The sequence below is a fragment of the Sphingomonas sp. FUKUSWIS1 genome, assembly GCF_000733135.1.
Classification (GTDB): Bacteria; Pseudomonadota; Alphaproteobacteria; order Sphingomonadales; family Sphingomonadaceae; genus Sphingomonas; species Sphingomonas aerolata.
On the sequence record NZ_JPJC01000021.1, the window covers coordinates 25,527 to 40,212 of the forward strand.

General features: G+C 63.0%; 8 protein-coding genes and 1 pseudogene. 4 read left to right on the forward strand and 5 right to left on the reverse strand.

The genetic code is table 11. The features are described from left to right. Positions 1–6 precede the first annotated feature (6 nt). Complete coding sequence (locus sphsw_RS02385; protein WP_031439203.1) at positions 7–573, reverse strand: hypothetical protein; 567 nt, start codon at positions 571–573, stop codon at positions 7–9. Positions 574–1,053: 480 nt separating this feature from the next. Between sphsw_RS02385 and sphsw_RS02390 the strand changes: the two genes are divergently transcribed. Next, positions 1,054–2,979, forward strand: a complete 1,926-nt coding sequence (locus sphsw_RS02390; RefSeq protein ID WP_031439204.1) for a S9 family peptidase — start codon at positions 1,054–1,056, stop codon at positions 2,977–2,979. A gap of 672 nt (positions 2,980–3,651) precedes the next feature. After that, positions 3,652–5,454, forward strand: a complete 1,803-nt coding sequence (locus tag sphsw_RS02400) for a sensor domain-containing diguanylate cyclase (RefSeq protein WP_031439206.1) — start codon at positions 3,652–3,654, stop codon at positions 5,452–5,454. A gap of 889 nt (positions 5,455–6,343) precedes the next feature. Here the strand turns inward: sphsw_RS02400 and sphsw_RS02410 are convergent. From sphsw_RS02410 to sphsw_RS18215, 3 genes are all read right to left on the reverse strand, one after another. After that, positions 6,344–7,810, reverse strand: a complete 1,467-nt coding sequence (locus tag sphsw_RS02410; RefSeq protein WP_042466362.1) for a S41 family peptidase — start codon at positions 7,808–7,810, stop codon at positions 6,344–6,346. A gap of 82 nt (positions 7,811–7,892) precedes the next feature. Continuing rightward, a complete protein-coding gene (locus sphsw_RS02415) occupies positions 7,893–8,990 on the reverse strand; it encodes a helix-turn-helix domain-containing protein (protein ID WP_200874002.1) in 1,098 nt (365 codons plus the stop codon). Between the two features lie 405 nt (positions 8,991–9,395). After that, the gene (locus tag sphsw_RS18215; protein WP_052380804.1) at positions 9,396–10,136 is read right to left on the reverse strand and encodes a glycine-rich domain-containing protein; all 741 of its coding nucleotides are present in this window, start codon (positions 10,134–10,136) and stop codon (positions 9,396–9,398) included. A gap of 228 nt (positions 10,137–10,364) precedes the next feature. Here sphsw_RS18215 and sphsw_RS20835 point away from each other — a divergent pair. Further along, positions 10,365–10,502: pseudogene (locus sphsw_RS20835) on the forward strand (DUF938 domain-containing protein); the annotation flags it as partial. A 363-nt stretch (positions 10,503–10,865) separates the two neighbouring features. On the opposite strand, the gene sphsw_RS02425 reads toward sphsw_RS20835, so the two are convergent. Then, positions 10,866–11,759: a Gfo/Idh/MocA family protein gene (locus sphsw_RS02425; RefSeq protein WP_031439210.1), complete on the reverse strand. Its 894-nt coding sequence runs from the start codon at positions 11,757–11,759 to the stop codon at positions 10,866–10,868. Between the two features lie 251 nt (positions 11,760–12,010). Between sphsw_RS02425 and sphsw_RS02430 the strand changes: the two genes are divergently transcribed. Continuing rightward, entirely contained in the window at positions 12,011–14,293 is a 2,283-nt protein-coding gene (locus sphsw_RS02430) for a TonB-dependent receptor (RefSeq protein WP_235188257.1), read from the forward strand. Positions 14,294–14,686 lie beyond the last annotated feature (393 nt).

The window sequence follows — 14,686 nt, forward strand, 5'->3', positions numbered from 1 at the left end:
TGCGACTTAAGTGTCGCTTTTTCCCTTTCGCCATTGTCGCATCGCGGCGTCATATCGTTGACGCTCGGCTTCGACTGCAGCCTCTGCCGCGCCGACGTCTGCGCGGTGTTGCTCTTCAAGCTCACGTCGATCGCGGGCCAGCTTTGCCTCCCGGTCCGCCAACCCCTTCATCCTGCCGTCGTAGTCGGCCGTCACCGTTTCAAGCGCAGCTTCCGCCGCCTCGAGCTTCGCGCTGCTCGGCTTCGGTTTCGGTGCAGACTTCGGTTTTTGCGGCTGTTTGGACGTTTCGGGGCGCGCCGAAACATCTCCCCGCGCTGTCCGCAGTTCGAGGGCCGGCATGGCCTTGATCTGCTCCGCAGTCGTGCCGCGAGAATGCTTCACGACCAGGCCTGGCGAGGCCAAAGGCTCAGCGGTCAGCGCGGGGTCTGTGACGAGCTCTGCTATGCCTCGCGCGAACAGGTCGCGCTCGCTGCCCCAGGCCTCGAGGGCAGCCTTCTGGCTCGTTGCGGCGACATAGGCATCATTGAAGCCAGCGGCCGTCCTGTAAACCTTCAGCTTTTGCGCACGAGCCATGCGATTTGATACCGCGCTATGTGCTGAAATAGAAGTTGGCGCCGGTCGCCCTTCCGGTACCGACGCCAAAGCCCACCTCCGGGCTTACCGGACATTGAATCTCGCTCGGCTGTTTGTGGCATCGTCGGTCCGATCACGACCTGCCTAGATATATTAACGAGAAGCGCCGCCATGGCTACGCATTCCATCGATGCTGAAGTTAGCAGGTAACTGTGTCGGCTTGCGTCGAGAAGCGGCTGGAACTGCGATAAAGACCATTTTTTTTGGCTCAAGCTGTAGGCGACGCTTGCGATCATCGAGCGTTCTATTGTTGAGACGCAAATCGCACTCCCTGCGATGGACGCGAGATGTTCGCCGATCGGCTGAGGATAGAATCGGGGCGATAAATCACGATGTCGATCACGCGAGACCGCTAGCAATTCAGCCGACCCGCTGTACCCGCCCTTGACCTAACGGTGCCCGGCGACCGACAACCGGCGAATGATCAAGCCTCTCGTCGCAACCGTCGCGCTGTTCGCGCTCGCTACCGGAACCGCAGCGCAGACCGTGCCGACGCAGCAGGTCGGCAGCGCCACGCTCTCTGGCGTGCCCAATATCCCCGTCGAGGTGCGCGAGGCGGTGCAGCGCTATCATAATAGTCGGGCGGCGCAGTTCGAGGATTGGCTGCCGGACGGCTCGATGCTGATCGCCACGCGCTTTGGCGCGACGCAGCAATTGCATCACGTCGCAACCCCCGGTGGCGCACGCACACAGATCACGTTCGGCGCCGAGCCGATTGCCGCCGCGACGACGATCCCCCGCAGCGATCGTTTCGTGATGACGCGCGACACGGGCGGTGACGAGTGGTTTCAACTCTATACGCGCGGCCTCACCGGTGTAGCCACGCCGGTGACCGAAGCCGGCACCCGCAACCAGTCGCCGGTTTTCAGCAAGGATGGCGCGCTGATGGCATGGGCGCGGGCGACCAAGGGAAGCGCCGCTTATGCAATCCTGGGGGTCGACCCAAAGGCGGGCGGCAACCCGCGCTCGCTTTACCAGTCCGACGGCGCGGTGGCGCCCGCCGATATCGCGCCCGACGCTGCGCGGCTGATATTTGTGCGCAGCCTTTCCAACCGTGAGGACCAGCTGTTCGAGCTGGATCTTAAGACCGGCAAGGCGGACCGCATCGCGCCGAAGGCTGACGCTGCCGTCTATGCCGACCCCCGCTATCTGCCGGGCGGACGGAAGCTGATCGCCATCTCCGATTCCGGCAGCGACACGCGCCGACTGGTCGAGATCGATATCGCCACCGGCGCGCAGACGGTCCTGACGCCGGACCTTAAATGGGATGTCGAGAGCTTCGATCTGACGGATGACGGGCGCGTGCTCGCCTATTCCGTGAACGAGGACGGCTTCTCGCGCGTGGTGGTGCAGGATCGGGTCACCCGCCGCGCGCTACCACAACCGGTGCTGCCGCGCGGCGTCCTGACCGCGCTCAGATTTTCGCCCGACGGCAGGAATCTGGCGATTGGCCTGACCTCGGCCACTTCCGCCGGTGACGTCTGGAGCTGGGGCGTGACCGGAGGCGGCCTGACACGCTGGACCAAGTCGGAGCTGGGCGAACTCGATCCCGCCACGCTTGCCGAGCCCGAGCTCGTACGCTTCAAGTCCTTCGACGGCCTGTCTGTCCCGGCGTTCGTCTATCGACCCAAGGGCTTGCCGGCAGGCACGCGGACGCCGGTGATCATCGACATCCATGGGGGGCCGGAAGCGCAGACGCGCCCGATCTTAAACTATGGCGCGCAATATTTTGCCGATGCGTTGAAGGCGACGGTGATCCTTCCCAACGTCCGCGGCAGCGACGGCTATGGCAAGCGCTACCTCAACCTCGACAATGGCGTGAAGCGCGAGGACTCAGTAAAGGATATCGGCGCCCTGCTCGACTGGATCAGCACACAGCCGGGCCTCGATGCAGGCCGTGTCGCGGTCTATGGTCAGTCCTATGGCGGCTATATGAGCCTTGCCGTCATGACGCATTATTCGGACCGGCTGGTCGGCGGGGTCGAGCGCTACGGCATCAGCAACTGGAACACGTTCCTCCAGAACACCGAGGCCTATCGTCGCGACAATCGCCGCGCAGAATATGGCGACGAGCGCGATCCGGCGATGCGCGCGGTACTAACGCGGGTGTCGCCGTTCACGAATGTTGCGCGGATCACCAAGCCAATGTTGGTGATGCAGGGTGCCAACGACCCCCGTGTACCCCAATCGGAATCGGACCAGATCGTGGCGCGCCTGCGCGCAAACGGCAACGAAACTTGGTATGTGGTGTTCGCCGACGAAGGGCACGGCTTTTTGAAAAAGCCGAACAACGATCTGCGGCGCGAGGTGGAAACCGTGTTCTTGAGGCGTCTGTTTGAGCGGTAGCGTTGGGGGGATAGGCCTGGGCGTAATTTGCCGCGCGCCTTTGCGATGTTGACGCACAGGCAGACTTTGATGCCGCTGCTTCAGCTGCTTGCGCTCAGACATCGGTTTAGGTTGGCGCGCCGTGCCCCTCCGTCGCTTGCGGTACGAACACCGAGAACGCCAGCGTGCCGCCTGCGATCATAAGGATGCCCCGGAACGTCAGGGGCCGGCCGTGCGCTCGCCCTGCCCGGCTCATCACTGCGCTTGCCGCCGCCCCCTGGCCCACGAGCATCTGCTGAATCTGTTGCAGCGTCTCAGCGTGTCCGCGGGCGAGGCTGGCATTGGGCACGGTGCCCAACACCGCCGCCCCAAGCGTGCTGCCAGATTTCGGGGAAACAAGTTGGAGTCCGTCGTGGCCCCACGCTCTGCGAAACCCACGCTGCCCTGGATCAGCTTGAGGCGCTGAAGATCCGCGGCGGCCGGTTTCTCCGCCGCAATCTTTACATAACGCCGCGTTGGCATCCCCAAGGGCGGGTGCGCAAATCAGACGGCCTGCTCTGTTTCGCATGGTGCCGGCCAAGTCTCGCTATTGGCGATGGGGCTCAACACCAGAAGTTTGGAGCGGGCTTCACAACCGATTGAAAATACACCAGTCCTTATGATCTGTTAACCGTCGCCTCCTACATTTTGCGCATGAACCGAATAGCCCACCGTGTAACCGAGCTCACACGTTTTGCAGCGCTACCGATCGCCACAGGCGTTGGTTACTATCTGGCGGCCTTCGCGTCCCTCTACCTCACCCGCGGTGCTGACGGGATCGCGATGCTGTGGCCGCCCAGCGGCATTCTGTTCGCAGCCTTACTGGTCGAACCTCGGAATCGCATCGTGTGGCACATAGGCGCCGCTGCAATAGCCAGTCTCGCTGCCAACCTCGGCGGCGGGAATGGCGTCCTGCTTTCGATCGGTTTTACGCTCGCTAACGTGTCCGAGTCCGGATTTGCGGCATGGCTTTTACGAAACCGAACGCGGCGTCGTGATTCATTCACCGATCCAAAGGGCTTGGTCTGGTTCTGCATCGCCGCAGCGGCCGCGGCAGCGTTGAGCGCGACGATCGCCGCCTGCGCGACGACGGCTGTCGGGATCAGCTTCTGGCTTTCGTGGTTCACGACTGATCTGCTGGGGATCTTGATCGTTGCCCCGCTCATCCTGATTGCGGGCCGAGCCTTCTATCGCAAAAGGTTTCGCGATGGCCTGGCAGCAGCCCCGCAAGCCGTCGCGATATTTCTGCTCGTGGCCAGCGTGTCGATAATCGCTTTCTCTCAGGTCAACTACTCGCTGCTTTTCCTGCCGATGCTTGCAGTCCTTCTGGCAGCGTTGCGAATGGGTCCGTTTGGCGCCGCCGGAAGTGTGTTGCTCGTTGCCACGGCCAGCTCACTCGCCCATATTTTCGGCTCTGATCCGCAGGCGATAGCCGACGGTCAGGCGTACGCACGTAGCATCTTTCTACAATTCTATTTGCTGGCCCTGTTCGCGGCCGCCCTGCCGATTGCCGCCTTGCTTGCGACTAGACAACAGCTGATCGATAGCAACGCGAACAAGCTGCGGTTGCTCGAGCTGGCCGAGGGTGCGGCTCATGTCGGTCATTGGCATCTCGATTTGTTGACGCAACTCATAACATGGTCGGACGAAGTCTTTCGCATTCATGGTGTGGAGACCCGCGTTCCGCCGTCACTCGACACCGCGATAGACGCCTATCACCCTGACGATAGGGATGCGGTTTCGGCACATATCGGGCGCTCCCTCGAACACTGCGTGGGTTTTGAATTCACCGCTCGCATCGTCCGCCCCGACGGGGAGGTACGCCATGTGTTTTCGAAGGGTGAGATTGACCGAAACGGCGTCAATGAGTCGGTTGGCCTGTTCGGCATTATCCAGGACATAACGACCCAGGTTGCGCACGAAGCCGAGATGGAACGGGCCCGCATTCGTGCTGAGACTGCCGCCCGCAACGCGATAATTCTGGCCGAGACGGACCAGCTTACCGGAATTGCAAACCGGCGCCGCACCAGCTTCGTGCTTGAGCAGACGTTGCTGCTCGCCCGCGAAACCGGGCACCCAATGTCCGTCGCGATGTTCGATATTGATCACTTCAAGCGCATCAATGACACCTATGGACATCACACAGGCGACGAGGTGCTGAAGAGGGTGGCAGCAGGCGCTGCCGCGGAACTGCGCAGCGGCGATACCATTGGCCGCTTCGGCGGTGAAGAATTCGTGATCGTGTTACCGGACGCCGCAGCGGATGCGGCAAGCAAGGTCGCCGAACGGGTGCGTCATGCGATCGGCACGGACAACTGTACGCCAGGCGTCACGGTGAGCATTGGCGTGGCAGAAATGGCGCCTGGGGAGAGTTGCGATGCGCTGCTGAGACGCGCCGATGACGCGCTGTATGTTGCGAAGAACGAGGGTCGCAACAGGATGCGGCTGGCCGCCTAGCGAAAGTCGTCCGTAGACGCAGCCGTACTTTCAATGTCTGTCTCAATTGCGCATTCGCGAATGGCCTGTCGGCGACAAGAAACGGGAGAGATGGCGCTTAACGAATGGCCGTTATGGGTTGCCCGTATAGCCACTCTGAACGTCCGGTATTGGGCGCTAGCTACCGGTCCGCTTTGCAGCTGGTAAAATCCAATAGATGACACTCAGATCAGCCTACCCGCTTCCCACAATCGCTGCTAATTCATGTTCCAAGTTTGACCGCTTCTCGGTTTTCATGGCGCATGCTGGTAGGTGCCTGCTCACCGTCGTCGCGAGCAGCCGGACCAGTTCCGGCTGCATAAATGCAAAACTGTTCATTACGTCAAACAAATCGCGCGCTTGTCTGCCAGAGCCACCCGGATTTGAAGCTGGAGCTTGCTCCGATGCGCCTTCCTCATAACGAAGATCAGGTCGACCCGGCTGACCATTTCAGCCTTGAGCGAGTTCTCAGCGTCATGGTTAGGACGCGCGTCGGGTCCGAACGCGGTGGCGGCTCTCCCACCGATCGGTCCTGCGACTTCTAGAAACGGCTTAAGCTTGCGTCTCTCCCGATCGGAACGCCTGGCCCGTCCGTCAGAAGCGCAGCCAAGGCACCCTCAAGGTAGGTAAGCGCGGCGTCATCCAGCGCCTAGGCGATGAGTTCGGCCCCGTCCTCGTCGAGGCAGAGATCGGGGGGTCTGATCGGATCTCGCAATCATGCTGATGAAGGTAGTTAAGACCTCTATCTTGGTCGACCTCCCGACGACTACGGCAGCGGTGCGCCAGACCCGGACATTCGCAGTGGTTCCCGCTTACCAGCTCCGGTCGTTCGTTCATCCCGAACGCAAGCGCTCGGAGCCGCCGCCATTCGTCACGCAAGTGCGCGGATCAACTGGCCATCCGTGCCCTTCGCGATGTCTGCCCGCGTGATCGGGATTGCTATGTCCGGCTTCACACCCCGGTCGGGTTGCGGGGTCGTCGGAAACCGGCCGATCAGCGGCAGGTCGGCTTCCAGCCCGGTCGCAGGCAGTCGCACGAAGTAGAAGCAGCCACCGTTGATCCCGCGCCGGTTGCCGCCGGTCGTCTCACCGATCAGCGTTGCAAGGCGATTACGGCGGACGAAATCGGCGAACTGGAACGTCGCCGAACTGTTTTGCGGGCCGATCAGAACGCGCACGTCGCCCTCATAGCGTGTACCGCGCGGTCTGATCGGGTCCACCCGGTCGCCTTGCGCATCGAGCCGGAGGAACCGGTCGCTGATCCTGGTCGCATTCTCTCCCAGATGATCGAAACTGCGGTCCCACGTGTCGAGCACAGGCCGCAGGTCGTCGGGCACGGTGCGGTAGCGGACGAGCCTCTGGACCTCCTCGAACGGCGTCTCGCGTTCTACCAGCCGTTCGGCAAGCGCGTTACCGCAGTCGAGCCCCCCCTCGTTCGCGCGCAGATCGACGACCAGTCGCGGCACCCGCTCGGCGACCAGCCGGTCGACCGCCTGATCGAGCCAGCCGCGCCAATCCCACTTGCTATCGTAGAGACCCCAGCTCGGCATCGACAGAAGCGCGGCGTCGCCACGCCGCTCGATCGTCCAGACCGGCGTGTCGCCGCTCGCATCGACGCCGGCGTGCGCGGTGGTACGGCGCTGCGCCAGCGAGACGCCAGCAACGGTCGCGGCACGTCGCCGTCCGGAGGGGTCCTCCACCGTCAGCTGATAGCGGTCCTGCCCGAACAGCATCGAGAAGAAGATGTCGAAGGTCTCGTAGCGGTCGTCTCCTTGGACCGAGAGAAGGCGGCGACGCTTGGCATCGTTGTGCCCATCCGCACGCGCGAGCGGCATGAGCGCGGCGAGAATGGCGCTCGCGGATCGGCCGTTGACCGCCAGGATGCGGCTTCCCGGCGAGATCCCCGTGGCGAATGGATCGGCCGTGACGACCATCGCGTCGCCGATCCAGAGGAAGTCGAACGGCAACCGATCCGCTGCTCCGAACAACGCGACGGCGATCTCGCGTCGCTGGTTGTAGAAATTGGCATAGCTATGGCCGCAGCGCACGGTCGCGAGAAAGCGCGACAGCGTGAGGTAGAACGCCCGTAGCGTCATGGGGATGGCCGCCGCCTGGTCCAGCGCTGTGAAGCGGGCATCGATCTCCCGGGGCGTATTGTAACGGTGGATGCCGGGGTGGAGCTCGGCATATGCCCTGCGCAGTAACGCGACGTCCTCGCGCATCGCCGCGGCGCGGAGGAGCGTCGGACTGGATGAGGTCCGGGCGAGCAGCGGCGAGGCTGCAAAGGTGGCGCCGAGGCCGCCGAGCACGGTGCGGCGGGACGGTGGCGATGCGGTCATGTCGGCTCCGACGTTATGGATACCCCCTTCAAGCATGGCCGAGCGCGTACGCGTCGCCTCATCATCGCCCATGCCATGCGATTTATCGTTTGTGAGACGCCCGATACGCACTCGGTGAGCGACCATAGCGCCGCTGGAAGGCGCGGTTGAAGCTTGCCTTCGACGAGAACCCGGCGTCGAGCGCGATCGCCAAGACTGGCCGGGAATCATCCGCCGCCAGTGCCGCGGCCACGTCCTCGCAGCGAAGACCGTTGACGAAGTCCGAAAAGCCGACGCCCAGCCCCTCATTGAGTGCGCGCGACACATAGGTCTCGTTGGTCGCGAGCAGGCTCGCCAGCCGCCGCAGCGTCAGCGCGTCGTCGCGATACCACCCGTTATCGCGGATCCGCGTCGCCCATTCCTCCCCTTGCGCCTGCCAGTTTCGAACGGCGGGTGATCGCACCTCCGGATGCTCCAGTGTGTCGAGCGCCGGAAACGGCAACGCGAGATACCGCCATCCTGCGATCCCGAGATACAATGCGAACCCCGCGATCGCGGCGTAGAGCGGCATCAGCCCCCTATAGCCGAGCGGCTTCACCGCATCGACCAGCAGCCAGCCCGCCCAGGCGATCGCCAGCAACGGATAGGCGACGGCGGTGCGGCTGAGCCACGCCGTCGCGAACCGCGCGTCGTCGCTGCGCTTTTGCGACAGAGCGTCGCGGTAGCCGTGCAACAGCCGGATCGTCCACGCGCCATAGACGACGAAGCTGATCGCGAGCAGCGATGCGACGATCGCATTGCCGGTCGTGAAAGCAAGATCCGCCCAGTAATGCTTCAGCGGCGTCGGCAGGAGGAAGGCGGCAGCCTGATAGGCGAACTGGATCGCGCCCGGCAGCAGGTGTCGCCATGCCGCGGGCGACCAGCGGCCGGTGACGAGAGCATAAGCGTGAAGATAGAGGAGCGGCGGGACCAGCAGCGCGTTCGAGAAAGGCGCGAAGGTCAGCCACCACCAGCGATCGTAAAAGCCGGCAAACCCGATCAGCCAGGGCACGAAGACGCCGGTCATGACGATCAGCAGCGCGGCGAGCGCGCGCGCCGCCAGCCGGTTGTGGAACGACGCCGACAAGCCGACCGCCAGCGGAAGCAGAATTGCCGCTGCCACCGTGAGGACAGCCGTGCGCCAGCCAAAGACCAGATCCATGACGGTCAGCGTAGCTTAGCCGACACCCAAAGCTAGAGATCCCATTTCGGAAGGAGGCCAGTCGCCTCACCTGCGCACATCCGAGCACCCCCTCAGCGCTTGCACAGCTTAAAACTTGCGGCTCACGGCCGCTCGAAAGACGGGATGGCAAAGACCCAGAACCACTCGTGCAGCAGTGTCTTTGAGCAGGCCGAAAGCGGACGTCCGTTCACCTCTGCCGCTCGTGAGCGAATATCAGGACGCAGTGCGCGTGGCGGCAAATCCCGCGGGCCCCACTCCGGAGCAAAGGTAGTGCGAACAGCTTTACAGTATTCGGGTTGGTGCTGGCGTGCACCGCCATCGACGCGCATGTCTCGCTTGGCGGCGGTGCGCCCCTCCTCGTCGCCCGTTGCAAGACGGGGTGGGTCATGAGCACCCCCCGCCGCATCCCCCGCCGCACCCGCCATCGCTGCTACCGTGCCCGTCCGAGCCGCAAGCGTCACCGTCGAAATTCAGATCGAAACGACGACCCGCTGTGCCGGCCTTTAGTCGCGCACCTTGGATCCATGTGACGATCGCGACGGCAAGGAGGAAAACGGCAACCAGCGCCGCCATATCTTGAACGATCAGGACAACCAGGCCGGCGCAAGTGAACCCGACCAACGTCGTCTCTTCCGCGCCCAGAAGTACCTTTCTGGTCCGGTCGATCCGCTGGAAATTTCCCGAGAATCGTTCCGAGGGATCGGGCCAAACATCTGCGGGCGGCGCAGCACCAAAGGTGTCCCGGTATAAATTGAGCGTATGCGCGTAGCGGTCACGATAGTGCTCGCATTGCTCGGGGCCACCCGATGTCGGTTCGTGATGGATATCGCGCGCGACGATGTCGCGGCAGAGGCCGTGCCAATAATCGCGGGTATAGGCCATATGCAGATGCCACGCCTGATCAACCGCGTCCGACGGCGTAAGCTGCTCGTCGCTGATCGCGACCAGCGCGAGGAAGCGACGATATTCCGTCGCGACCCGGTCTGCAAACGACCCGGTCCATCCGTTCTCTGCGGCCAGCCTCCCTTCGAAGCTGAGGGCTGCAACGGGCTGGCCGATGCTCAGGGTCTCGATCCTCCCAATGAGAATCCTTCGCGCCATATGCGCGGGGCTGTTCGGTTCCATATCCCACTACATTAGTATGGTATTGTTGCAGGATCGTGACGCCGATGGCAATCGATCGATCCGGAACTCGCCGCCCGCACCTCGATCGTTGCGTGATGCTCCGAGGTAGACAATGTCCGACCGCCACTCGGCCTCGACACTGCCGTTGCAGGCTGAGCGATCGCAAGCGCGGCGCCGATATCGTGCATCAACATGGTCCATCTCAGCCTGTAGTCGGCGACGCTCGGGTTTCTCGCCGGGGCGGCCCGCCTGTTGCGAGCGGGCGATCCATTATTCCTGCACGGCCCCTTACACCGTGAAGGTCAGCCGACCGGGCCGTCCAACGACGCGTTCGACGCTTCCCTGAAGACACGCAACCCGCTCTAGGGCTTACGCGACGGCGTGACGGTGATCGTAGCAGCTGACGGGTCCACGCCGGCTCGTGTTGTCCAAATGCCGGCCAATAACCCTTGGGTCGTTCTGCAACGCAATTCGCTACAGACCTGGCCCATGGCAGTCCGAGGGGCTGCCGCCACGCACGACCTTTCTTCCACCTACGACCCACAAGCTGACGTTGCAGGGCATTCCCCCCGCCGAGCTGCGGACACTCATTCAATGAGGTTTCCGGCTAAGCCACTGCATGCCGCCATTTAGGCGGTTGTCGGCACTGGCGTACATGGAGTGGGGGCGACCTTGTCGGTGCGCGCTGTGCGCCGAGGCCTTCAAATTACGGAACGCGTGTCCGAGACTTCACGCCTCCGCGTGACGGACGATGGCCTCGCAAACTTCATGCGTTGCGAGAATAGCGGCGGCATCGACCGGCCTTCGCTCACGCGCCGCAAGCAGGAAGTCGTCGCACATCGCTTCAAAGCCGCGTTGCTGTCCTACCGAGACCCAATCGCCTCGTCGATGTAAGCGCTGTGTCCCGCTCGCGTCGACGCGATCAGCAAGGTTCAGCACGGTATGACGGGCCCCACCGCCAATGAGGTCGAGGCGTTCCTCGTCGAGCCCGCTGTTACGATGCATTGTGCCGATGGCGGTAAACCCGTCGCCTGCGAGCGTGAGGGTGATCGTGTGGAGCATGCCGTCTACGATATGGGTTTCGATGTTGCGTCGGCAAACCGGTCCTGGGGCCAGGAACAGCAGCGTATCGACGACATGGATGAAGTCATCGAAGACGACCTTCCGCGGTTCGCTGGGTTGCCGGTAGCGGTGCTTTTCGAGGATGATGAGGTTCGCGTCGACGCCTCGCAATGCGACATAGTCTGGCGCAAACCGCCGGTTAAAGCCGACCATGAGCGGAACGTCACGGTCCGTGGCCAAGGCGACGAGCGCTTCGACATCGCCGAGATTATCGGCGAGCGGCTTGTCGACGAAGGTCGGGACGCCTCTCTCAACAAGGTGCCTGACAAGTTCGCCGTGTGCCTGCGTCGACGCGTGAACGAAGGCGGCGTCGAACGACATGGTGGAAAGCGCATCTGCAGCGCTGGTGTGCCGATGCGCGATACGAAACGAGCGGCCGAGCTCGTCGAGGACGCTCGCATCGCGCGTCGCCAGGTGAATGTCGAGATCAGCTCGCGTCGACAGAACCGGAAGATATGCTTTGCGCGCGATGTCACCCAGCCCGATGAGAAGCACGCGCATATCTATTCCCCGGTCCGGCACGATCGCCGCGTCTGCCGGGCCGCAATAGCTTCACCATTGCGCTCTCCGCAACCAATCGGCGGGGATGACTGCGGCGCCAACTGGGGCAAAGATGTCGCGGTGCGCCGCAAAAATGCTTCGCCGTCGATCGTGTCTCTTGCCGCACGTTGCAGTGATGTTACCGGTCGGGGACGGATCCGGGCCACACGGATCGACGCAGGAGGATGTTCGAAGCCCAAGGGGAACCATCCATGATTCGCTTGCCCGTTCGTACGTCTGCCATCGCCCGGCTGCTGGCCGCCAGCGCGCCGTTATTCGTCTGTGCCACACCCGCGGTCGCGCAGGACCAGGCGCCGACAGGGCAAGCCGTCGGCGATCCGTCCGGCGAACAGGGCGTTGGCGACATCGTCGTCACGGCAACCCGCCGTCGGGAATCGTCGAAGGATGTGCCGCTCGCGGTCACCGCGATCAGCGGCGAGAAGCTCGACGTGCTCAACTCGAGCGGCCTCGACATCCGGTTCCTTGCCGGTCGCACGCCGAGCCTTCAGGTGGAATCGTCGTTCGGCCGCACCTTCCCGCGCTTCTACATCCGCGGGCTCGGCAATACCGATTTCGATCCGAACGCCGCACAGCCGGTGTCGGTGGTGTATGACGATGTCGCGCTTGAAAATCCGATGCTGAAATCCTTCCCGGTATTCGATCTGCAAAGCGTCGAAGTGCTGCGCGGGCCGCAGGGCACGCTGTTCGGGCGCAACACGCCAGCGGGCGTCGTGAAGATCAATTCCGCCAAGCCGGATCCGGACAAGGCCTCGGGCTATGCGACCGGATCCTGGGCGACCTACAACACGATCAACGGCGAGGCGGCGCTGAACCTGCCGATCGGCAACGGCTTCGCATTCCGTGCATCGGGCCTGATCCAGTCGCGCGACGATTGGGTCACCAACGATTCCACGACGGGCAATGCCGATCGCAAGCTCGAAGGGTACCGCGATGTCGCCGGCCGCTTCCAGCTCGGCTATACCAGCAGCGACTTCAACGCCTTGCTGAACGTCCACGTCCGCGACCTCACGGGCTCGCCGCGCATCTTCCGCGCCGGGCTGTTCAAACCCGGCACCAACGACTTCAACACCGGCTTCGACCCCAAGCATGTCACGCTCGACGGCTATACCAGCCAGAGCCTGACGCAATGGGGCACCAACCTGCGGCTCGACTATCACCTCGACGGCATCGGCACCTTCTATTCGGTCACCGGCTATGAACAGGCCAAGGTCGAGAGCACCGGCGACGTCGACGGCGGCAACAGCTACCCGTTCACGGGCGGCACGATCGGCGCGATCGGCGTCGGGCTGTTCCCGTCGAACACCGGTGGCCTAACCAAGCCCAAGGAGTTCAGCCAGGAACTGCGCTACGCCAGCGAGGACATGAACGGCATCCGCTTGCAGGGCGGGCTGTATTATTTCTACCAGACGCTGCGCTATCATCAATATGACTATGCGTTCGGCGGTACCGGATCGCGTGCGACCGACCTGACGCAGGACATCTTCCACGACAATCGCAACGAGAATTACGGTGCGTTTGCATCGATCGAGGCGAAGCCGACCGAGCTGCTGACCTTGCGCGCGGGCGTCCGCTATTCGCACGACTATCGCAACGACCTCGTGACCGCACCGATCCCCGGGACCGGGATCAGCGACACGCTGCCCGCGCGTGCGGTCGTCCGTGGCTCGAACGTGACCTGGGACGCAAGCGCAACCTATGAGCTGACGCCCGCGATCAACGTGTATTCGCGGCTTGCGACCGGCTATCAGGGGCCGGCGATCCAGGACCGCGTGACGTTCGGCAGCGTCCAGAGCACCGCTCCGAAACAAACGACCTTTTCGGGCGAGAGCGGCTTCAAGGGGACGCTGCTCGACCGGAAAGTGAACTTCTCGCTCGACGCCTATTGGTACAGCACCAAGGACCTGCAGATCACTGCGGTCGGCGGCAGCAGCAACTCGGCCCGGCTGATCAGCGCGGACAAGGCGATCGGCTATGGCGTCGAGGGCGAGTTCGAGGCGCGGCCGGTACCCGAATTGTCGCTGACCGCGAGCGGCAGCTACAATTTCACCGAGATCCGCGATCGCTCGATCGGCGTGGGGGTCTGCGCGACCTGCACCGTGCTCGATCCGATCGTGAACGGGTTTGCGATGATCGACGGCAACGATCTCCCCCAGGCGCCACGCTGGATCGCAAACTGGACCGCGCGCTACGGGATCCCGCTCGCCAATGGCGGCGAGGTCTATGCCTATACCGACTGGGTCTATCGCAGCCGCATCAACTTCTTCCTGTACGAAGCGGTAGAGTTCACCGGCAAGTCGTCGCTCGAAGGCGGGCTCAAGGTCAGCTATAAATCGCCGCAAGGGTATGAGGTCGGCGCGTTCGTGCGCAACATCACGAACCAGTATCGCAGCATCAGCGCGATCGATTTCAACAATCTGACGGGCATGATCAACGAGCCGCGGATCATCGGCGGCCAGTTCAAGGTCGCGTTTTAAGATAAGACGCCGAACTGGGCACCTTGCGCGCAATCTTGGTGCGAAAGTGAGCGTCGCGAACCCGAACTCCTCGAAAAGGGCCGTCGCAAGCGCGGCGGCCTGATCCAGCGCTGCCGTCGAGCCGCCGGCAACGGCCGCCAGTCGGACGGAGATGGCTTCGAGCACGTCATCACAGGTAGCACGGTCGGTGCCAGCGTGGTCGAAGAGCGCCGATGCAAGCGCGGCTTCGTCAGGAAGGGTATCATTCTCATCGACCAGGCCAACATGCATCAGATCTTGCGGGTGCCCAATTGCCATCGAAGTGGGTGAGCACTGCTCTATCATTCGGATCGACTATTTCGACGATGCGTGATGCTCTTGGTCATGGCCGACCGAACGCTCTTTTTCGTCTGG

What these genes read in the sequence shown, in the direction of transcription:
- sphsw_RS02385 (WP_031439203.1), bottom strand. Translation starts at nt 573, where the DNA reads ATGGCTCGTGCGCAAAAGCTGAAGGTTTACAGGACGGCCGCTGGCTTC.
- sphsw_RS18215 (WP_052380804.1), bottom strand. Translation starts at nt 10,136, where the DNA reads ATGGAACCGAACAGCCCCGCGCATATGGCGCGAAGGATTCTCATTGGG.
- sphsw_RS02410 (WP_042466362.1), bottom strand. Translation starts at nt 7,810, where the DNA reads ATGACCGCATCGCCACCGTCCCGCCGCACCGTGCTCGGCGGCCTCGGC.
- sphsw_RS02415 (WP_200874002.1), bottom strand. Translation starts at nt 8,990, where the DNA reads ATGGATCTGGTCTTTGGCTGGCGCACGGCTGTCCTCACGGTGGCAGCG.
- sphsw_RS02390 (WP_031439204.1), top strand. Translation starts at nt 1,054, where the DNA reads ATGATCAAGCCTCTCGTCGCAACCGTCGCGCTGTTCGCGCTCGCTACC.
- sphsw_RS02430 (WP_235188257.1), top strand. Translation starts at nt 12,011, where the DNA reads ATGATTCGCTTGCCCGTTCGTACGTCTGCCATCGCCCGGCTGCTGGCC.
- sphsw_RS02425 (WP_031439210.1), bottom strand. Translation starts at nt 11,759, where the DNA reads ATGCGCGTGCTTCTCATCGGGCTGGGTGACATCGCGCGCAAAGCATAT.
- sphsw_RS02400 (WP_031439206.1), top strand. Translation starts at nt 3,652, where the DNA reads ATGAACCGAATAGCCCACCGTGTAACCGAGCTCACACGTTTTGCAGCG.